The sequence below is a fragment of the Pseudovibrio sp. Ad13 genome (assembly GCF_001623225.1).
Taxonomy (GTDB): Bacteria; Pseudomonadota; Alphaproteobacteria; order Rhizobiales; family Stappiaceae; genus Pseudovibrio.
This window is the reverse complement of the sequence record NZ_LMCC01000010.1, coordinates 24676-43934: the sequence shown is the minus strand read 5'-3', so window position 1 is coordinate 43934 and position 19259 is coordinate 24676. Positions and strand designations below refer to the sequence as shown.

The following is a 19259-nucleotide window of genomic DNA, read 5'->3' as shown; positions in this document are numbered from 1 at the left end:
CCATGTAAAAAAGGATACGCGGATGTCCGTACCTCTGCTGCTCACCCTTTCGTTGTTCTGTGAAGTTTTGCAGGTGCATCCAATGGCAGCAACGTTGCAGGATCAAATGGAATATTTTCTAGAGAACTTGCCATCATGAATCGCGCACGCTCACAGCGCTAAATAGGCCGGACCAGATGTCGCCTATGTTTGGCTGGGTATCTTTTGAACGGGGAACTTATGGATGCGACCCATTGAATTTACGGCAGTAATTTTCGTATTGGTAGGTGTTTTCATGACAGCTTGTGCGGCTACTCAAAAAGATCACAAGCAAGGGTCTTTGAATTTCAAAGATGGAGCATTTAGGAATAACAGTCTGGTCGAAACTCACTCCTTCTGGGAAGTAGCCTGGGCAGGGCTGACCTCTGACACGGAAAGAGCTAAATGGCCGAAATGGGTGGAAACGATTACAGATCCGTCCCCGCAAGACAGAGTCAATAGCAAGGACGCACGCGTCACCTTCATCAACCATTCAACTTTTCTTATCCAGATAAATGGGTTCAATATTCTCACTGACCCAGTGTTTTCAGAACGAACCAGCCCGATCTCCTTTGCTGGCCCAAAGAGGGTTCATAAACCGGGCATAGCTCTGGAGGATCTACCAGAAATCGACGTAATTATCGTAAGTCATGATCACTATGATCATCTGGACTTGAAATCCATAAATCAGTTGATTAAGCGCGACAACCCCAAAATATATACCGGACTTGGGGTGGGAAGTCGCTTGGCATCCTCTGACAACATCAATGAACTAGATTGGCTGGATAGCGCGCAAGTGTCAGATGATTTTAAGCTTTGGTTTCTTGAAGTGCAGCATTTCTCAGGTCGTACATTGACTGATAGAAACTCCACTCTCTGGGGCGGGTTTCTTATGCAGATTGGTGGCAAGAATATCTACTTTGGCGGTGATAGTGGTTACGCCAATCACTACAAGAGAACATATGAACAATTTGGACCTGTTGACTTGGCCTTTCTGCCAATAGGTGCCTATGCACCTAGGCATTTATTCAAGCCAGTGCACCTTGATCCATTTGAGGCTGTTAAAGCACACATGGATTTAAGAGCAAAACAGTCAATCGGAATGCATTATGGAACCTTCCAACTGAGTGCAGAAGCGCGCGTTGAGCCGGTTGAACTTCTGGAACAAGCCAAGCGTGAGGCTCAACTGTCCCCTTCTAGCTTTATCACGCTCAATGTAGGCCAGCCGCTGGACATGATCGGTGTTGGCTCCTCTGATTAGTACCGGTCATCCTCTCTGACAAAGCACGTAGAAATATAGAGAAACATGATCAACTACGTTAGGTCGTCTTCACCGAGCACCTACGCTTTACCGTTGATGGGAGCGATTTTACAACCTCTATCAATCGCATCATAGCTATCAAGGAAGACTGCCTTATGGGCCCTCCGGTTAGTGCTGAAATTGTTAGATAGGCTGTTTTGGAATCTCATCGAAATTGTAGGAGCCAGCCTTTGGCGTTTCAGACAGGAGAAACACAATGATAAGATTCCAGCTCAACGGAAATTCAGTTACTACTGGCGTGAATGAGGATGCCCCTCTTCTTTACGTTTTACGAAATGATTTTTCTCTGAACGGCCCTAAATTTGGCTGTGGTGCCAGCGCATGTGGTGCATGTACTGTGCTTGTTAATAGTCAGGCCGTACGGTCCTGTATCGCACCGGTCTCGCTTGTTGCCGACACCGAGGTGGTGTCGCTCGAAGATCAGACGCCCGACAGCGTTCTTTCAGTGCTTCAACAAGCATTCCTGGTTGAGCAGGCTGTACAATGTGGCTACTGCAGTAATGGGATGATCCTGACGGCTACCGAACTGCTATCGAACAATCCTGCCGCAAGTGATGCAGAAATCCGTGAGGGCATGGATGGTATTTTGTGTCGCTGCGGGGCACAGGCGCGTGTGCTAAAAGCAATCAAGCGTGCTCAAGTGCAGATTTGAGGAGGGCTAATCATGATTAAGCCTGACACAGCATCACTTTCTCGACGTTCCATTCTACACGGCATTGGGGGGCTCACCGCCTATTTCGCATTGCCGGTTTCCATCCGTACTGCTCAGGGAGAAATGCGACGCCCAAATGAATCGACAGTTGATGCCTGGATTCGTATAGATCCCAAAGGCAGCGTTTATGTGTCCTCTGGCAAGGCTGAACTTGGCCAGGGAATTCAGACTGCATTTGGGCAAATCGTTGCAGAGGAACTGGATGTCGATCTTGCGCGCATAAAGGTGATCAATCCAGACACTGACCGGTCACCAGATGAATCGTATACGGCAGGCAGCGCATCGATACAGTCGAGTGGTATGACATTACGCTACGCAAGTGCCGAAATCCGCCGTCATCTTGTCAAGATGGCAGCGGGCAGGCTCCACGCCGATTTGGTGGACATCCGTGTCGAAGATGGAGAGGTGATCGCTCCGGACGGCGGTCACATAACCTATTGGGCTTTGGTCGGTGGTTTGGAAATAAATATCCCGATCTCTGGCAATGCTCAACCAAAGCGTCCAGCAGACCATAAGTTTGTGGGTACGCCCCAGCAACGGGCTGATCTACCGGCCAAACTATACGGTGAAGCCTCTTACATCGTCGATATTCGCCTAGAGGGCATGGTTCATGGCCGCATCGTACGCCCCCCAGCACCGAAGTTCACACTCGTGGATGTATCCATCGACACCGTCAGTGCAATGGACGGTGTGATCTCAGTTGTACGGGATGGTAGTTTTCTCGGCGTGATTGCGGAACGTGAAGAACAAGCTGTGGCTGCAGCTGAAGTATTGGCCGAAGGTGCAAGCTGGGACATCCCGCCCATTGAACCACCGCTGGAGGAGTTGCCTGAACGGATTAAAACGCTGCCGTCATTCGACAGTGTTTTTCTGGAGGTTGGCGATGTTAACTCTGCCGGTGGCGAGCGTTTCGAAGCATCTTACTATCGTCCTTTTCATGCCCATGGTTCGATCGGACCATCTTGTGCGATTGCTCAGCTTGATGGCGACATCCTAACGGTGTGGTCGCATACGCAAGGTGTCTACCCAGCCCGGCGTGACATGGCAAACGTACTAGGGATGGCTGAGAGTAACCTGCGTTTCATTCATGCCCATGGAGCCGGATGTTATGGCCATAATGGTGCAGATGATGTAGCGATGGATGCAGCGCTCTTAGCCCGCGCAACCGATTTACCAGTACGTGTGATGTGGTCGCGTCAAGATGAGCTGGCTCATTCACCATTTGGCACGGCAATGCGTATTGAAATTGCTGCCGAACTTGATTCCAACAACAGGTTGCGCTCCTATGAGCACACGCTCTGGTCAGGTGCTCATATTGCGCGTCCAGGTTTGCAATCCCAAATGAGCAGCGGTAATCGTAGTGGCCTCATGCCCGCTTGGTCTACTAACAGCGATCTGCAACCCTATGCATTTCAAAGCGCAGCGTCTATGTTCGGGGCGGATCGTAACAGTGATCCGATCTATGATATCGCGAACAAGAGGCTGACAAAGCACCTTCTGCCCGAGATGCCTTTACGTGTCTCAGCGATGCGCAGTCTGGGAGCTTATTCCAATCACTACGCTATGGAAAGCTTTATGGACGAAGTTGCCTTTAATGCTGATGTGGACCCGATTGAGTTCCGGTTGCAGCACCTCAGCAATCCGCGCTATCGGGCGATTGTCGAAAAAGTTGCAGAAGAAGCTAATTGGTCTGGTCGTTCGAACAAAAAGGGCACTGGACGTGGTTTCGCATTTGGACGCTATCGGAATACATCGGGCATTTTCGCAATTGTCGTCGACGTACACGTAGATTTAGAGAATGGCGAGGTAGCCATATCGAAGGTCGTTGGAGCCATAGATGTCGGTCAGGTAATCAATCCGGACGGCGTGCTTAATCAGATCGAAGGCGGAATCATCCAATCCCTGAGCTGGACCTTGATGGAAGAGGTGACTTACGATCACACCGGCGTCACCAGCACCGAATGGTGGGATTACCCAATCATGAGTGTCGCGCAGTCCCCGGTCATTGAGCTTCATTTGATTGACCGCCCAGACTTGCCCTCTGTTGGAGCAGGTGAGGCTTCACAGGGGCCTACTGCTGCAGCACTTGCCAATGCCATCTTTGACGCAACTGGCGCTCGCGTTCGTGATTTGCCACTGCGGCCTGAAAAGATCCTGAAGCAAATGACTTAACTGAGTTCTTTTGACGGAGTTAAGCCAATAGGTTTTAGAGATTGTCGAACTGTGGCTCGAAGTAAAATGCAACGCGCATTTAATTTTGGGTATTTTCACATACCCAGACCAACCTATGCCTTCATTAGTTGAATAGCGGAGAGCTTTGGCCAGAACACGTCCAAACTGTAATCCGTACTGATGAGGAAAACTCGACAGATCGCAACATTTATTGGTGAAACTTGAAGGGCACGTGTGATGCACATCCATTTGAGCATTGCATAACAGATGCCCGAAATAAAGTTTCGCCTATAGGAGACACCTGATGAGAACACTTGCAGTGATGCCTTGGACACTAGCCTTTATTTTACTTTTGCCAATAACGGTGCACGCTCAGGATTGGCGTGATGAAGCAGGTTATCTTTATTTAGCTGATCGTCTTGATCGACCGCAGGACGGTTATTGTATTGACGTGGCCGGGTCGGGCAACTGGGTAGACTTTACCATGCCGTTAAATGTGCATAATTGCAAACGGCCGGGCTTCTATGCAGACGAGGCCGTTACCTTTTCCTCTCCTGGTGCCATTCGTTTTCCTGCTTATCGGGGGTGCGTGACAGCGGTTGGTTTGAATGGGAGAACATTGCCTGGTGCCCCGCTGATGATCAAACATTGTGCTGATGAAGTTGATATCGCGCAATATCCTTTTGTGCGGGCATCTTTACAAGATTTCACACATCGTACAGATGGGCGTATTGAATTAACTGGCACGGGGCTTTGCTTCGAGGTTGGCGCAGATTCTGACAGCACCTTTTCAGAAGATCATCGCTGGCGTACCCTAAATCTGAATACCTGCGAAGATATTCCCGAAAGTCGATCAGTCTGGTTAGAATTTGAGCAAGAAACAGAATAATACCTATGTCGCAGCCAATACTTCGAAGGGTACTGTCGCAAACATCGCTGGAATGCCCTTTTGGCTCAGTTGGCCCTTCCTGATCTTGTAGTCAGCAATTTGGCGCTATCAACTTAATCCGAAGTTTGCCGCAATAGTTTTCTCCAGACGCATTTTAATGCTTCAAGCTCAGCAGCTTGTTTCCATTGTGAAAAAGCGTTGATACGGTAGAGGTGAGTGTCGATTGCAGATCGTTGGTGGTGAGGTGGAACGAAGAGATTGCGCAGGCCGGAGAATGTTTCCAGAAATCTTTGAAGCTGGCCTGGCGACTTGAACTTTTGCATGGCTCGTTTTCGCGAGGGCAAACGCAAGTTCTCGGAGCGGTTGTTTAAGTCCTTATGGCTGAGGTGCTCAACAGCTGGCATCACTTTGTGTTTTGCCGCACCATAAGAGCCGAGTTTGTTGGTAACAATTCGTTTTGGAGCAAATCCCTACCTTGGTAACAGACATGTCATTAAACGTTTAGCAGCCATGGTATTGCGTCGTTTTTGAAGGGTCTCATCCAGTATGTAACCATCTAGAGCAAGGGCCCGCCACAGATAGCATCGCTGGCCCTTGAACTTGATCACAACATCATTAAGATATCTGAGCTTTGTGCTCTTTTGCGTCGCAACCGATGACTGTAAGCTGGGCCAAACTTGATGCCCCACTGGCAGATGGTTCATATGATAAGGTTATGTCGTGCTCCGACAACATTTCTGCGACTGAGCAGCCCCATTGGAGTGATCCGAGTTGAAAGTGAGTGCATTGTTGGCCTTTGATCCATCTGAATGGTGGCTTCCGGGACTGGCGGGTGATAGCTCAGAGCACTGTGGGGTCGTTTGGTGTTGTAGTGTTTTCTCCAGCATTCGATGATGATTTGAGATTCAAGGAGGGAATAGAAGATTTCACCGTTCAGTAGCTCGTCGCGCATACGCCCGTTGAAGCTCTCGCATTACCCGTTTTCCCAAAGTGTGCGTCCGGTGACCCCGGCCTTTTTATTGATTAGGACTTCAGTTATGCTTATTTAGCAGCGTAACACCATGGTATGAGATCGTTAATGCAATTGATTTTATGATCAGCAATATAGGCCAGCACCCATGTGAGCCAGGCTTGCAGGTCGACATCATTGAGTTTCAATGAGGTTGAGGCGATGGCAGCAGCTTTTCCTCCGCCCTCTAATCCCATGAAGAGATAAATTTTCCTTCTCAGAGCCAAAGGCTTCAATGCGCGCTCAGCAGAATTATTGTCCAGTTCCAGCTGGCCATTATCAAGCTAGGGCCATGAGCAAAGTAGCCTTTTGTGATCCGTTGGGCACTACAGGCACTATACTCATGTGACCGCAAAGATCCATCAACGCCTCCTAACCAAGACATTAAAAACAATTATTTTGACAGCAGCAACCCTTGAGGGAAACACCCGAATGTCCAGTGTTCGCCCTCATCTCTGGCAACAGGCTCTCGCTTACCTCAGTTCTCGCGGTGCTGCGAACGGTAGCAAAGTTCGCATCTTACTAGTTCAAAATCACCAAAGCGGGTGAATGCGATTCAATGTTCCCTTGTTGTTCTTCGTAACGCCCAAAATACACGCTGGGTCCAGTTGGGACTATCTGGTCGATGAAGCTCAAGAAGTTGGCAGCACCTATAATGCAGTTTGTACGCCAGATTTCTTCGGTTTCAACGACAAGGGTGAGCTGCAATACTGTGGCAGCTTGGATGATGCTGGCTTCACCGACCCAACCAACCGCACACCAGAACTTCTCAATGCCATGCGTCAGGTTGCCAAAACCGGCTGCGGACTGAAGCATCAGATCCCGAGCATGGGTTGTTCAATAAAGTGGAAGTAGATCTGTTTGCGCGAAGGCTAGTCAAATTGAAGGCAATGATAAAGCAGGACGCAGTAGCCGCTAGCAGAGGGCCAGCAGCTGCCATTCGACAGATTCCATCAAGGGTTGTTGCTGTCTACATAACGGGCCTTCTGAGTACCTTAACGGGTAGTCCTTCATGGGTCTGTATGATCACTAGATTAGGAGTGAACAATGGAGCAAAAGTTGAAATCGTCAGGCCAGCTTCAAAGATTTCTGGTAGTCTTCTCCGGCCTGCGCAATCTCATCGTTCCACCTCATCATCAACGTTCCGAAATCGACACTCAACTCCACCGTATCAACGCTTTACCACAATGGAAACAAGCCGCGATGCTTCACACTTAAAGTGCGGCTGGAGAAAACTAGCGCGGACAAATTCAGGCTGGCCTTTGATAGCGCCATCAAAGGCCAGCCTGCTGGGAGCAAATTGAACCGCTTTGTATTAATTGCTTTTGCTGAAAGTTCGCGTTTTAAGGCTAGATACCAGTATCTTGAGGCAACCGACAATCAGCAGGACAATGACACAACGAAGCTCCTTACAGGGTAAGATAACACCCGAAGTTCTGGAAAAAGTCTTTACCGCCTCCTTTGAGTTGATCTTTGAAAACGGCCGCTCCAATCTCACTTTAGAAGCTATTAGCGAGCGGTCCGGCGTATGCCTTGAAGCGCTTCAAATGCAGTTTAAGGGTGATCAAGACCCTGTCGCTCCTGCAATGCGATGGTATATTATGCGGTTTAGCCAAGAAGTTCGTTCCAGTTCCGCATTGTTCTCAGACCTGTTTTCACGCATGCATTCCATGTTGATGGATTTTGCCGAACTGTGTGCTGCTCAATACAAAATGGAGGGCAATCTGTTCTGGTCTACCGTTGGAGATATCGCCCGATATGATCCAGAATTGCGTGAAGAATATCTTGAGCTGCGATCCATGTGGGCAGAAGACATTCGAAGCAGATTAAAAAACCATCGCCGGGAATTGAATGACGATGTTGACATCGAAGCTCTCACTCAGTTTTTTATGATGGTGTTTGAGGGCATTATCGAAATGGTCAAGTTTGACACGCCGTTGGAAGACGTACGCAAAGCAATCGACACAGCCATGATAATCCTCAGTAAGCACATGAAAAAAAATGATCTCGAACGAGATTAGGCCTTTGAGTGCCCGCCTCCATCAAAAGGTTTGCTCGTAAGGTCCCGTTAAGACGGATTTGAATTTCGCCTGCCTTTCATCAGCTACTATGGAACAGGCTTGCAGATTTGAATAAAGGAGTGTTTTGCCTCATCGTTGACTCTTAATCTAGTGATCAGGGCCAATACCTATGATTATCGATCAGCTGCTACGGGCCAACACCGGACATTGGAGCGTTTCCATCAACGGTTGAGATCTCTCGCAACGGGAGATTACGAGCACCGTTGAGAGATACTAGAGATTGGTTTTGAGAAGCCACCAGCACCTTGGGACTATTCTCGGAGAGCGAATAAGTCTCACACCGATAAGCTACTCGATTCTCGTGCGGCAACGATTAACGATGTTAGCTGTTTAAACTCGCGTCGCGAGATAAAGCGATGCTCGATGCAATACTCGGTTTCACGGGTAGCTGCTTCGCGACATGAAAGAATAGGCTGCTCGATAGCCTCTTCACCAGTCATTTTTTCACTGTGGATCAATGATATGAACCGCTTTAAGAGGCTCTGTTGCAAAAATTGTCGGTGGCTGCGATGAGACATCATTCAATGTTGGTTTGGTGATATTATGAGTGCTTTCAAAGGCCGTCATTTCAGTGGTGAAGTGGTATTATGGGCGGTTCGCTGATATTGCAGATACGGCATCAGTTATCGTGACCTTGAACAGATGATGGTTGAGCGCGGCGTTCGCGTTGATCATGCTACAATTTACAGATGGGTCCAGAGATATTCCCCGGAGATGGAAAAGCGACTGCGTTGGTAATGGCGGCGTCTATCCTCCTGCAGTTGGCGGGTCGACGAAACCTACATAAAGGTTCGTGGGAAATGGGCCTATCTCTACCGAGCCGTAGACAAGTTCGGCAATACTATCGACTTTTATCTCTCTCCCACTCGCAATGCCAAAGCTGCCAAGAGGTTTCTAGGTAAAGCTTTGAGTGGCTTTAAAGACTGGGAAAAGCCCAATATTATCAACACCGACAAAGCCCCAACATATGGCCTTGCTATATCCGAGTTGAAAGCAGAAGGAAAATGCCCCACGGACACTGAACATCGCCAAGTGAAGTATCTGAACAATATCATCGAAGCTGATCACGGCAAGCTGAAACAGCTCATCAAACCTGTACGCGGGTTCAAAACCATGAAGACCGCCTATGCGACGATCAAAGGCTTTGAAGTAATGCGGGCTCTGCGCAAAGGTCAGGCTGGTGCCTTCAATTTCTCAAATGATGCTCTGGGTGAAGCCCGCCTCGTTGAGCGGGCCTTCGGAATTGGCTCAAGTGCTCTATCTGAAGCCATGATCATGCTCGAAAACCATCTTCAGAGCGATAAAATCTAATAAGATAGCCCTGAAGTCACACAAATTGCGCTCTAAGACATGTTTGCAACAGAACCCTTGTTTCGTTTTTAGGAGCCTAATCTCAGGACACCAGAAGGTCGGTCCGCAATAATGAGCTGAAGCACTCCAAGCCGACTTGCACCAGCTCACCCTCTTCAAAAACGTGAGGTAAAGCGCCGCCTTCCAGCCACAGACCGTCCAGGATCGCATTTCCAGCTATGCTAAGGCGTCTGAGTTCTTGTTCACTCACTATCCTGCCTGCTTCAAACAAAACATCAGAAATCAATTTTTTCAGGTGCAAGCGAAGCAGGTTGTAGCTTCGTTCGTGGCTCTCTGTCATATCCTTGTTGTGAAGTAAGGTTTCGAAGAAGCCAGCCCATATAGCAATGGAGTCATGGCTTGTAACTGGCTCTTCCAGAGAGACCTTAATAAAGTTGGACATTCGCTCGGCGGCAGTCTCTTCACCGCGAGATGCTTCATCTGCAATGTGGACCAGATTGCCCATGTACGCTTCATAGGCAGCTGCAATGAGCTCATCTTTCTTTGCAAAGTAGTACCTGATAAGCCCTTGAGTGACGTTTGCTTCTCTAGCTATTTCTCGCACGGTGGCCGACTGGACACCTCCACGGGCAATAACACGCAAAGTCGCGGCGATAAGATCAGCTCGCCTCGTATCTGTGTTTTCCTGACGGATTTTTCCAGATTTATCCTGCATTTCTGTAAGCATACCCAAGAGTAAAAACCAGCAACTTGTACTCATGGGAAAGAGACAAGTGGCCGTGAAGTTAATTTTATTACCAGGCCGTGCACCCATCAGACGTATCTATCATGACTGACTAAGCCTTGATGAAAACTTGGCTCATATGAAACCGCAATAAGTTCAAAGATATCAAAATGATCTTTTGCTTTCAACTTATCCTAGTAAAGAGGCGTGGCACCAAATCCTTAGATTTCAACTTTTCTTTGGTGAATTTAGTTGTGGTCATCCATGTTTGAGCACATTTTCCATTATCACCCTCTTGCAGGAAGCTTGTTTTCCAAAAGTCGGAATGCAAATGCAATGCCGCCGGCAAGTATGAGGTAGATCAGCGCGAGCATCAGCAGCGGTTCATAGATGATGAACGTCTCTTGGCGAATACGCCCAAAGATCGCATAAACGTCCACAACAGCAATGGTTGCAACCAACGGCGTCGCTTTGAGTTGCAATATAAGTTCCCCACCCAAGGTTGGTAGTACACGTTGAACTGCCCTTGGCAACCAGATGCGACGTAAAATTGTAAATGGATGCATTCCGATGGCATGCGCTGCTTCTAGCTCTCCGCGAGGGACGCCTTTAAAAGCACCTCGCATTACTTCACCTTCGTAGCCTGCAAACGACAATGTAAGAGCGACAAACGCATAAGGCCACGCCTCAATCAGGTAAGGCCAGAGCCAGCTTTGTCGTAATCCGGGCATGTAGGGGAATAAAGATCCCAAACCGTAATAGAGAACCCACATCTGCAACAAGATTGGCGTTCCGCGGATCAGTGTACAAAAGCTCATCGCGACCCAAGCCAGCGGGCGAGGTCCAGTGACTTGCACAAGCCCAATCGGCACCGCAAGCAAAAAGCCAGCAACGATCGAGCTCACCAGCAACGCAATGGTGATCCAAAGCGCATCCAAGATCTCAGAACTATATTTAGGCAGCCAAGCCCAATCCATCATAAATGCGAAGGTCAACACAAGCACTCCAGCGACGAGAACCATAATCAAGCGATGAGGCTTCATAAGAGTTTGCTCAGGCATAACGCGTTCCCCGGCTCACGCGATTTTCCAACCATTTAAAAAGCTGTGCGGAGACCAATGTCACCATAAGGTACAATCCACCAGCTGCGAGCAGGAACAGGAAATAATGCTTTGTTGCACCAGATGCCTGACGCGCCGCCAAGGTCAATTCTGTAAAGCCAACAACCGCTAGCAATGCAGTGTCTTTGGTTGCGATCAGCCATAAATTTGAGAGGCCCGGAGTTGCAGCAGGAAGCATTTCAGGAATTGTAATTCGGTGGAATATGCGTAGCGGATGCATACCAAAGCTGTGCGCAGCTTCGATGTGCCCAACCGGTACAGAGGCTATGGCACCACGAAAAACCTCGGTTGCATAAGCGCCTTGAACAAACCCTATAACAAGCACACCTGCAGCAAAACCGTTGATTTCGATCCTGCCAAATCCAACGACTGAGAGCACATTGTTGAGCAATTCAGGTAGTGCGAAGTAGGCCAACAAGATTAAGACCAGCTCAGGGATGGCACGAACAAAGGTAGTGTAAACGGACATGAGATCCCGAGCGACTGGACCTCCAGACCGCTTCAGTGTTGCACCCCCAAGACCGATCACGATACCAATCGCATACCCAAGCAAGGCAACTTGCAAAGATACGACAAGTCCATCCAACAAAACTCCCCCCCAACCCGGAGGTTCCAAAGAGAGCAGTTCGGCAGCACTCATTTCCCGATAGTTAGTTGCCATACAGTTCTCCCAAGCCAGCAGAGGGAGGCCCCTCTACTGGCAATCCGATACTTATTCACCGAAGATATTGAAGTTGAAGTAGTTGGCAGTGATTTTATCGTAGGTGCCATTTGCGCGGATTGCATCAATGGCATCATTGAGATGAGATCTCAGCTCGTCATTGCCTTTGCGAAGACCAAAACCAACTCCCTGGCCATGAATGGAAACGTCTGCTGCAACCAAGCCAGCGTCACCGCAGCAGATCTCACCTTCAGACGATTTCAGGAACTCGTCGAGAACTAAAACATCGGCTAACGTGCCATCAATCCGACCTGCAAAAAGGTCTTGATTAGCTTCGTCCTGAGTTTGATATTCACGGATCTTGGCATCTGGGAAATGTTTTAAAGCGTATGCTTGGTGGACAGACCCAGACTGTACACCGATGATTTTGCCTGAAACCCCCTCGGGATTTGGAGTAACACCACTGCCTTTACCAATCGCGATAGATGCGCCGGTCTGATAATACTTATTGGAGAAATCAATGACCTTAAGGCGTTCTTCATTAATGCTCAAAGATGCGCCAATAATGTCAATAGTTTCAGCAGTTAAAGATGGAATGATACTATCCCACGCGGATGCAACGATTTTACAATCCAGTTTGGCCTCTTCACAAACTGCATTGATGATATCAATCTCCCAACCGGTGTAGTTCCCGGTTGCATCCGGCGTGGAGAATGGCGGGTAAGCCTCTGTTGCGATGCCAACGCGAACAGGCTCTGCATCTGCCGCTGTTGCATACCCAGCAACAGCAAGCGCGAATAGAGTAGATTTGATCTTCATTTTCCCTCCCAGTATTAATTGATAGATTGAATAAACTGCTTTAAACGCTCGGACTTTGGGGCCTGAAAGATCTCTTCAGGTGTTCCCTGTTCTTCAATTTGCCCCTGATTGAGGAAAATCACTTTATCGGCAACTTCTGCAGCAAACTTCATTTCGTGCGTGACGATGATCATGGTTCGGCCTTCCTCAGCGAGGCCTTGCATTACTGTTAAAACTTCACCCACCAGCTCAGGATCAAGGGCGGATGTTGGTTCATCAAAGAGCATGACCTCCGGATCGACGGCCAACGCACGTGCAATAGCGCCGCGTTGTTGCTGACCACCTGACAGATACGCGGGATACATCTCACGGCGTTCAGTGAGGCCAACACGCTCAAGTAAGTGATGTGCAATTTCGCGTGCTTCATTTTTGGGCCGTCCCAGCACCTGCACCTGAGCTTCCATTACATTTTGCTCAAGTGTCATATGCGGCCACAGATTAAAGCTCTGAAACACCATCCCTAAGCGACTGCGTAACCGGCGCAGCTGGCGTCTATCGGAAACTTCTGGGTTTCCTTGCTTGTCAAATTTTAAGTGGACTTCTTCGCCAAGCAATTTGAGTAGTTCAGCACTGCTTGGTGTCTCAAGCAGGTTGAGGCAACGTAGAGTAGTCGATTTACCTGAGCCACTCCCCCCAATCAGCGAAATCACTTCACCAGGTCGGGCGACGAGATCAATTCCCCGCAGGACTTCGAGCTGCCCGAAGGATTTATGCAGATCATTCACTTCAATGACTGGTGATGGTTGTTTATCGCGGCCCGGCAAAGCGCCTCTCCCAATTTATACGATTGAATAAATTTATGCATGCGCATAAACTAGGTGTCAATACTAATATTGATTCAGTCTGAAATTGGCGCAAAACAGGGAGAAAATCTTGACTAAGCGTTCTTACACATTCACCCACGCGATCACTCGCACACCGGGTCAGTCCATCACACAGGGCCTTCGTGCGGTGGATGTTGGCGCACCCGATCACGAAGTTTTCCTCAAGCATCACGATGACTATGTGGCCGCATTAGAATCCACCGGAGCGACAATCATCACGCTTGATGCAATGGAAGAATTTCCTGATTCTGTCTTTGTTGAAGATGCTGCGCTTTGCCTGCCAGAGGTTGCTATCGCAATGCGCCCCGGTGCTTCAAGCCGTCTAGGAGAAGCTGCAGCTATGATCCCAAACCTTGAAAAACTGTATGGTACAGTGCTCACCATTCAAGGCGAAGGGTTTATTGATGGCGGGGACATCCTCATTACCGAACGTGAAATTCTCATCGGCACATCGGCACGAACCGACACGGCAGGGATCGAAGAACTGCGCAAAATGGTTGCCCCGTGGAACTACCAGGTTCGTGAGTTACAAACTCCAGAAGGTGTTCTCCACTTCAAAACCGATTGTTCTTTGCTAGATGAGGAAACCATCCTTTCCACGAAGCGTCTGGATGCATCTGGATGTTTTGAAGGTTATCGTGTCCTGCATACCGCAGATGGTGAAGAAGCCTGCGCTAACTCCATCAGATTTAACGATCTTGTGCTGATGCCGGATGGCTTCCCTAAAACCGTAGAACTTCTGGTAAAAGAAGGCTACAACATCCGCAAGATTGGCAATACCGAAGCTGCAAAACTAGACGGCGGCATGTCATGCCTATCACTACGTTTCTCACCACCAATGATGTAAACTAAAGTATTGCTTCGCTGTGTCGCCTATGATGGAGACACAGTGTTTCTTCAACTTCTACGCCTTAGGCAAATCTAATCTATGTTTCCGTTAACCGGCCAACGGATTCCATTCAACACATTATCTTCGAAGTCTTTGAATTATGCTGAGGCACGCTCATTTGAAAGTTGCAACAGTATTGGGACACGCTCCCTCCAATGACGGCGCTAATGTCTGTCTTGATCACTCAGCAACAAGTTGACTAAAATCGACCTGTGGTTGAAGTCATGTACTGGCAGTAAGCAGCTATATTTAGTTCAAATGTCAGCTTATGGTCACAAGCGATTTGCTGCACCCGCGAAGGCAAATCGTGTGGCGTATAATTGCAATGGGGCTCTTCGGTATGAATCTTTATTACTAAAAAAACAGTTGCCGGGAGAGCCTGCACTGCGGCCAGTATGTAACTCTATTTTTTGAAAGGTAATTTGTATCGGCAGTTTTCTGCTGCTTGGAGTACTCGTCAGTATGATAGTTTATTACTCTCCCACAACTAGCTCAAGTCGTTTCACGGGTTACAAGAAGGCGAGGGCTCCCCTCGCCTTCTCTTTTCAATCCTCATTGAGAAACGCTACGAGCTTTTCCATTTTATGAAGTGACAAGCTCCGGATTTCGACTTCGCAATATTCGCTGTCTGCCCTGACTTCAATCGACCCACTAGCTTGAGGATCAAACTTGCGAATGGCTTTTGTCAGCTTGTATCTGCCAAACATGTTGATTTCAGCTTCATTGGGCGCAGCTCGGTTTATTGTCTCTGCATTCTTCCGTTTTTTTCGCTCGTGCTCTGCGACTTCGGCCAACGCTTTATAAGCTCGGGGAAGTGCGGGTGTGACGATATCGCGGTTGATTTGAGAAAGGACTTGCTGAGTTTGTGTCGTAAATCGTCCTGGCGCAAAGGTTCGCCGCAACTCAACATTCTCATCAGGCGTGGCATGCGGTTTCAAGTCTCGCCAATAATGGCTCTCTCCCAAATCCTGACGCAAGTGGGCCGTCACAACTATCCGTCTTTTGCTTGAAAAAAACCTGATAACCAAAGCTCCCACCTGAGATTCAACGGTGACGAGGTGATCTTGGGAGAGGATCTTACCCTCTCCCTCGAAAAGCAGCTTTGCAACTGGCATGACTGTATCAGAAAGGGTCACGCTGCAGCCTCAAGAGACGCATAACCAAAATGCGCTTTGGATGGGCGAACGCTGCCGTGACGTTCGCGGATCTGGTCCATTGAATACCGGCCACGGCTGCTAGAACGCCAAGCTGCAGGGCGGTAGTTCCACTTTTTCTTTTTGGATGCATATTTGAAACCGGCTGCTTTCAGGGCGTCTTTGTGTTGCTTGGTGTTACCGCTCACCCAGATCCACGAACCGCAAATTTCAATCTCCAATCCATCCAGATTGATGATCGCGTTCAGTGCCGCGTTGAGTTCTTCCCCATAGTTGCTGTTTGTGGCCTCTTCAGTTTCGGTGCAGGTGGCATTCTTTAGAGCATCATAAGCAGCGTTTACGAGTTTCATCATCTCGTCACCAGCAGCACTGGCGTCTGGGTTCAGATCTGGATGGTATTTTTTGGCCGCTGCTTTGTAGGCCGCTTTGATTTCGTCCTGGCTGGCACCTGAAGACAAGCCGAGGATTGAAAGGGCGTCTGAGATTATCATGTGTTTTGCTCCCGCTTGAGGTCCGTTTCTTTCTTCTTGTCGAAGACAGCGGGGGGAGCGGTGCAAGGATCGGAAGGCCGGAGGGGTATCACCCACTTGAGCGTATGAGCGCGAAAGCCGACCTGCAGTTGCAGGTCGAGTCCTGCACGCAGGTTTGCGGTGCCGGTCAGCCGGCACTAGCAAAACTAAGGAAGGATGGGGAGACCGGTCTGGAGACCGCGAAGCGGCTTTAGTCCTTGCTCCAGCGATGGGGCGAAGCCCCATAGGCGCTAACTTAAGGATGGAAGTCTTGGAACTTGTTGGCGTTTTCGTCTCCTTGGAGGCTCCCGTATGGTTCTCCAGAACGTGTAGCCATGAAGTGTAATGCTGCTCAAGTCCCAAACAACCTGAATAGCTGAGATCAATGATTGGCGCAGCAGTTTGTATATGCGCCAGGTGGAAGGGTTGCGGCTCTGTTTACTCTCTTCATCGGGCGCGTTTGCCAGCAGGTCCTCGCTTTTACGCTCGATCAGGAGGGCGAGGATGAGGTGGGCCAGAAGCCAGGACTTTGCTAGCGCCGGGTCTTTTGCAGGCAAGCAGTCGATGTGGAGGATGCTTTTCAGGCGCTTGAATGCAAGTTCAATCTGCCATCGCAACCGATAGAGGTCCGCAATACTTGCCGTGTTGAAGTCTTCTTTCGGGAGGGACGTGACCAGCAACATGTTCTCGGCGGCAATCAGAGATTTTGATGTTAGCTTTGATCCTTTTTTGCTGGAGATACGGCGCAGGCGCTTTTTCTCTTGTTCTAACGCTGCTGGTGGTTTGCGGATCGCAATCAGACGAGCGGGTACGTCATAGGCTTTTGGGCGACCTTGAATGATAACCTGACGATCAATGGGTACAGCATTTGTGGCCTCTGACAAAACTGAGAACAGATCTAACCGCGAGCCATCCGGATGAAATAAGCGGAACTTTCGCCAACCGGCACGGACTATGAAATCACCACCATTACTGATGATGGGATGCAAGCCTTTCGCAAAGGCATACCCTCGGTCTGCAATGTGGATTTCACCCGGATTAACCGGGTTTCGGGTCAGGCATTCTGCTCCACGACCATCTGAGATTTCAAGATGAGCAAAGCGTGCAGTGGCGGGATCATAGCTGGCATGGATTTTAAAGTCTGTCCCTTTGCTCCCCGGCGCAGACACGGTGGTTCCATCAATCAGGCGCAGACGATACCCGCTCGGGAAATCTGCGTGGCTGGTATCTGCCAGCAGCTGAGCTGCGATGTACTCCAGCCATTGTGTTGCTCCCTTGAGGCGATTGAGCACCGCGACATCAGAGAGTTTACCCAGTCCAGACATGCAAGCCCAGGCAGCAGTACTGCGAAGGGACATGCCGCAAGGCCCGTAAGCAAAAGCGAGGCGCAGCAGATCTTTACCGCTTGAGATTTCTCGTCGCCGCTTGAGTGCGCCACACTTGATGGCAGTTTGGTCCAAGTCGAGGCTAACGGGAAGAGAAGTCAGGGCCACTTCCCATTCAGATGACAAAAGAGGAGCAGAGGTCATCACCTCGTGAATCACACAATGATTCCAAAGGTCCACAATGACTTTTTTGATTCCACAAGAAGATGGAGCTTTCTGTCTGCCGCCTTTAGTTGCGTCTTGGTACAGCCATTCTCAAAACTGGTTTGCGCAAGGTAAGCTTTGTAAACACGATCATTGGATTTCTGGTTTTGGTCGCAGCAAGTGTAGGTTGCAGTTGTGCTTTTTATTGACTAATCAAAGGCTGGAAATGTTTACTCAACTCAAGGCAGTTCGATGTCTGAAAAAAAAGCTGACTTAAGCGCAGTGGATGCGCAAACCTTTGCCTCAACCATGGGGCAGGCTGTGTGGTTGATGACCATGTCAGAAGCACACAAAGATCTGCCTATTCGCATTGTCGAAGAACGGATTGCGCCTGCGCTCTTGCTGCGCCAGTTCAAGCTTTACTCCAAAGGCAATCAGCCAGTTGCTTTTCTGGTTTGGGCGTCGGTGAGTGACGAAGTTAAAGAACGCATTGAAAACGGTGAAAAGAAACTGGACGTCAAAGAATGGCGTTCAGGTAACAACATTGTCATCCTCGACTGCGTGTCTCCTTTTAATCCTGCCACCGTCTTTGAGCAGAAGTTCCTCAGTGAGTTGAAGAAGTAGGTGCTGTGATGAAGTGTTTTATTCTAGAACCCAACTATGGGTGTGACACTCACTCTGGTTTTGCCTGGTCGCTTGCGAAAGATCGTGATCCGTCTTGCATGCGCGATGCCCTCTGGGATCCTCGAGAAGAAACCCAATACAAAGTTGGAGGCAATACTTGGTCGGCAGCTGGACCAATTACTGCTGATAGCAAAGCTAAGATAGCCTCTCTTTGGATCCATGCCAGTGGGAGTCGTAAACCTTTGAGCAAATCACACGTAATTGGTGATTTTATTAGCACTCCAATGCCTCATGTAGTTGTTGATACGACCTTTGTCGAAGCCATCAGTAAGGTAGATGATAACCTCTTCGATTTCACACCCCATAAGCAAGTCATAGATTCTAAACGTCAGGTGAAACCTTGGGATGGCGAGCACTTTATTGCAACGTTGCTGCCTATGAAGCCGAGCTATGACTTGGAGCTTTCAGATTTAAAATTAGCTTCGGCGGTACGCGAGAAGTACCTAGGTAAACATGCATCAATAGGTGCCCGGCGTGTGGTTGCTACTTCAAAAATGATCGATGGCTTTATGTGGCGTGATTCATACACCAGAGATGTTTTATGTACTCAGTACGCTCTAGATTTTTTGAAAGCCTTAGGAGTGCAGGAATGGAAGGGGCGGGAGGTAGAGGTCATTGATGATCGAAACTAATTTATAATCATATTATTATCAATACATTGAATTACTTGAAGTGTACTCGCTATGTCTGACAAAAAGCCATCTCCATTAGAAAATCATCACATCATTCCTCAGGAATTATTTGATAAGAATTTCTCATTTCTACCACAAATATCAGATCTGTTCCCCAGGGA

Annotated in this window: 19 protein-coding genes and 3 pseudogenes; 11 read left to right on the top strand and 11 right to left on the bottom strand. The window is 48.7% G+C overall.

Features of this window, described 5'->3' with window-relative positions; translation table 11 throughout:
- Window positions 1–223: 223 nt before the first annotated feature.
- From PsAD13_RS11890 to PsAD13_RS11875, 4 genes are all read left to right on the top strand, one after another.
- Window positions 224–1279: an MBL fold metallo-hydrolase gene (locus PsAD13_RS11890; protein ID WP_063287392.1), complete on the top strand. Its 1056-nt coding sequence runs from the start codon at window positions 224–226 to the stop codon at window positions 1277–1279.
- A gap of 256 nt (window positions 1280–1535) precedes the next feature.
- Complete coding sequence (locus tag PsAD13_RS11885; protein WP_063318302.1) at window positions 1536–1991, top strand: (2Fe-2S)-binding protein; 456 nt, start codon at window positions 1536–1538, stop codon at window positions 1989–1991.
- 12 nt (window positions 1992–2003) lie between these two features.
- Entirely contained in the window at window positions 2004–4223 is a 2220-nt protein-coding gene (locus PsAD13_RS11880) for a molybdopterin cofactor-binding domain-containing protein (protein WP_063318301.1), read from the top strand.
- A 304-nt stretch (window positions 4224–4527) separates the two neighbouring features.
- Window positions 4528–5112, top strand: a complete 585-nt coding sequence (locus PsAD13_RS11875) for an RICIN domain-containing protein (protein ID WP_153040884.1) — start codon at window positions 4528–4530, stop codon at window positions 5110–5112.
- A 700-nt stretch (window positions 5113–5812) separates the two neighbouring features.
- On the opposite strand, the pseudogene PsAD13_RS28335 reads toward PsAD13_RS11875, so the two are convergent.
- The 3 genes and pseudogenes from PsAD13_RS28335 to PsAD13_RS28585 all read right to left on the bottom strand — a co-directional run.
- Window positions 5813–6106: pseudogene (locus PsAD13_RS28335) on the bottom strand (transposase); the annotation flags it as partial.
- 47 nt (window positions 6107–6153) lie between these two features.
- Window positions 6154–6318, bottom strand: a complete 165-nt coding sequence (locus PsAD13_RS11865) for a transposase domain-containing protein (protein WP_343228957.1) — start codon at window positions 6316–6318, stop codon at window positions 6154–6156.
- Window positions 6307–6393 (bottom strand): annotated as a pseudogene (locus PsAD13_RS28585) (transposase); the annotation flags it as partial. The gene PsAD13_RS11865 and the pseudogene PsAD13_RS28585, both read right to left, overlap by 12 nt.
- A gap of 277 nt (window positions 6394–6670) precedes the next feature.
- Here PsAD13_RS28585 and PsAD13_RS27295 point away from each other — a divergent pair.
- From PsAD13_RS27295 to PsAD13_RS27290, 4 genes and pseudogenes are all read left to right on the top strand, one after another.
- Entirely contained in the window at window positions 6671–6976 is a 306-nt protein-coding gene (locus tag PsAD13_RS27295) for a hypothetical protein (protein WP_208981706.1), read from the top strand.
- 192 nt (window positions 6977–7168) lie between these two features.
- Window positions 7169–7339, top strand: a complete 171-nt coding sequence (locus PsAD13_RS27800) for a hypothetical protein (RefSeq protein ID WP_161831179.1) — start codon at window positions 7169–7171, stop codon at window positions 7337–7339.
- 173 nt (window positions 7340–7512) lie between these two features.
- The gene (locus tag PsAD13_RS11850) at window positions 7513–8142 is read left to right on the top strand and encodes a hypothetical protein (RefSeq protein ID WP_208986564.1); all 630 of its coding nucleotides are present in this window, start codon (window positions 7513–7515) and stop codon (window positions 8140–8142) included.
- Between the two features lie 603 nt (window positions 8143–8745).
- Window positions 8746–9513, top strand: a pseudogene (locus PsAD13_RS27290) (IS6 family transposase).
- A gap of 82 nt (window positions 9514–9595) precedes the next feature.
- Here the strand turns inward: PsAD13_RS27290 and PsAD13_RS11840 are convergent.
- The 5 genes from PsAD13_RS11840 to PsAD13_RS11820 all read right to left on the bottom strand — a co-directional run bounded on the left by PsAD13_RS11840 (window position 9596) and on the right by PsAD13_RS11820 (window position 13641).
- Window positions 9596–10327 carry a TetR family transcriptional regulator gene (locus PsAD13_RS11840; RefSeq protein WP_084404705.1) on the bottom strand — a complete coding sequence of 244 codons (732 nt, stop codon included), beginning with the start codon at window positions 10325–10327 and terminating at the stop codon, window positions 9596–9598.
- A 197-nt stretch (window positions 10328–10524) separates the two neighbouring features.
- Window positions 10525–11298, bottom strand: a complete 774-nt coding sequence (locus PsAD13_RS11835; RefSeq protein ID WP_063318298.1) for an ABC transporter permease subunit — start codon at window positions 11296–11298, stop codon at window positions 10525–10527.
- Window positions 11291–12019, bottom strand: a complete 729-nt coding sequence (locus tag PsAD13_RS11830) for an ABC transporter permease (protein WP_063318297.1) — start codon at window positions 12017–12019, stop codon at window positions 11291–11293. The genes PsAD13_RS11835 and PsAD13_RS11830 overlap by 8 nt, the downstream gene beginning before the upstream one ends.
- 51 nt (window positions 12020–12070) lie before the next feature.
- Window positions 12071–12850 (bottom strand): transporter substrate-binding domain-containing protein, encoded by a 780-nt coding sequence (locus PsAD13_RS11825; protein ID WP_193777048.1) that lies wholly within the window; start codon window positions 12848–12850, stop codon window positions 12071–12073.
- Between the two features lie 2 nt (window positions 12851–12852).
- The gene (locus PsAD13_RS11820; protein WP_063318295.1) at window positions 12853–13641 is read right to left on the bottom strand and encodes an ATP-binding cassette domain-containing protein; all 789 of its coding nucleotides are present in this window, start codon (window positions 13639–13641) and stop codon (window positions 12853–12855) included.
- Window positions 13642–13750: 109 nt separating this feature from the next.
- Here PsAD13_RS11820 and PsAD13_RS11815 point away from each other — a divergent pair, with 109 nt between their 5' ends.
- A complete protein-coding gene (locus PsAD13_RS11815; protein ID WP_063318294.1) occupies window positions 13751–14548 on the top strand; it encodes a dimethylarginine dimethylaminohydrolase in 798 nt (265 codons plus the stop codon).
- 587 nt (window positions 14549–15135) lie between these two features.
- Here PsAD13_RS11815 and PsAD13_RS11810 read toward each other — a convergent pair.
- The 3 genes from PsAD13_RS11810 to PsAD13_RS11795 form a co-directional block, all read right to left on the bottom strand.
- On the bottom strand, window positions 15136–15726 hold the full coding sequence (locus PsAD13_RS11810; RefSeq protein ID WP_063318293.1) for a hypothetical protein: 591 nt from the start codon (window positions 15724–15726) through the stop codon (window positions 15136–15138).
- Window positions 15723–16235, bottom strand: a complete 513-nt coding sequence (locus tag PsAD13_RS28500; protein WP_063318292.1) for a J domain-containing protein — start codon at window positions 16233–16235, stop codon at window positions 15723–15725. Before PsAD13_RS28500 ends, PsAD13_RS11810 begins: the two co-directional genes overlap by 4 nt.
- Window positions 16236–16504: 269 nt before the next feature.
- On the bottom strand, window positions 16505–17782 hold the full coding sequence (locus PsAD13_RS11795) for an IS4 family transposase (protein WP_208986562.1): 1278 nt from the start codon (window positions 17780–17782) through the stop codon (window positions 16505–16507).
- Window positions 17783–18034: 252 nt separating this feature from the next.
- Here PsAD13_RS11795 and PsAD13_RS11790 point away from each other — a divergent pair, with 252 nt between their 5' ends.
- Together PsAD13_RS11790 and PsAD13_RS11785 are read left to right on the top strand one after the other, a co-directional pair.
- Window positions 18035–18406 (top strand): toxin-activating lysine-acyltransferase, encoded by a 372-nt coding sequence (locus tag PsAD13_RS11790; protein ID WP_063318289.1) that lies wholly within the window; start codon window positions 18035–18037, stop codon window positions 18404–18406.
- A gap of 98 nt (window positions 18407–18504) precedes the next feature.
- Window positions 18505–19098, top strand: a complete 594-nt coding sequence (locus PsAD13_RS11785; protein WP_153040883.1) for a hypothetical protein — start codon at window positions 18505–18507, stop codon at window positions 19096–19098.
- The last annotated feature ends 161 nt before the right edge of the window (window positions 19099–19259 follow it).

Bases quoted from the DNA above. Each gene is read 5' to 3' on its own strand.
- PsAD13_RS11790 (WP_063318289.1), top strand. From the start codon at position 18,035: ATGTCTGAAAAAAAAGCTGACTTAAGCGCAGTGGATGCGCAAACCTTT.
- PsAD13_RS11835 (WP_063318298.1), bottom strand. From the start codon at position 11,298: ATGCCTGAGCAAACTCTTATGAAGCCTCATCGCTTGATTATGGTTCTC.
- PsAD13_RS11880 (WP_063318301.1), top strand. From the start codon at position 2,004: ATGATTAAGCCTGACACAGCATCACTTTCTCGACGTTCCATTCTACAC.
- PsAD13_RS11865 (WP_343228957.1), bottom strand. From the start codon at position 6,318: ATGGGATTAGAGGGCGGAGGAAAAGCTGCTGCCATCGCCTCAACCTCA.
- PsAD13_RS11785 (WP_153040883.1), top strand. From the start codon at position 18,505: ATGCGCGATGCCCTCTGGGATCCTCGAGAAGAAACCCAATACAAAGTT.
- PsAD13_RS11885 (WP_063318302.1), top strand. From the start codon at position 1,536: ATGATAAGATTCCAGCTCAACGGAAATTCAGTTACTACTGGCGTGAAT.
- PsAD13_RS11840 (WP_084404705.1), bottom strand. From the start codon at position 10,327: ATGGGTGCACGGCCTGGTAATAAAATTAACTTCACGGCCACTTGTCTC.
- PsAD13_RS28500 (WP_063318292.1), bottom strand. From the start codon at position 16,235: ATGATAATCTCAGACGCCCTTTCAATCCTCGGCTTGTCTTCAGGTGCC.
- PsAD13_RS11850 (WP_208986564.1), top strand. From the start codon at position 7,513: ATGACACAACGAAGCTCCTTACAGGGTAAGATAACACCCGAAGTTCTG.
- PsAD13_RS27800 (WP_161831179.1), top strand. From the start codon at position 7,169: ATGGAGCAAAAGTTGAAATCGTCAGGCCAGCTTCAAAGATTTCTGGTA.
- PsAD13_RS11830 (WP_063318297.1), bottom strand. From the start codon at position 12,019: ATGGCAACTAACTATCGGGAAATGAGTGCTGCCGAACTGCTCTCTTTG.
- PsAD13_RS11875 (WP_153040884.1), top strand. From the start codon at position 4,528: ATGAGAACACTTGCAGTGATGCCTTGGACACTAGCCTTTATTTTACTT.
- PsAD13_RS11795 (WP_208986562.1), bottom strand. From the start codon at position 17,782: ATGACCTCTGCTCCTCTTTTGTCATCTGAATGGGAAGTGGCCCTGACT.
- PsAD13_RS11890 (WP_063287392.1), top strand. From the start codon at position 224: ATGCGACCCATTGAATTTACGGCAGTAATTTTCGTATTGGTAGGTGTT.
- PsAD13_RS27295 (WP_208981706.1), top strand. From the start codon at position 6,671: ATGCGATTCAATGTTCCCTTGTTGTTCTTCGTAACGCCCAAAATACAC.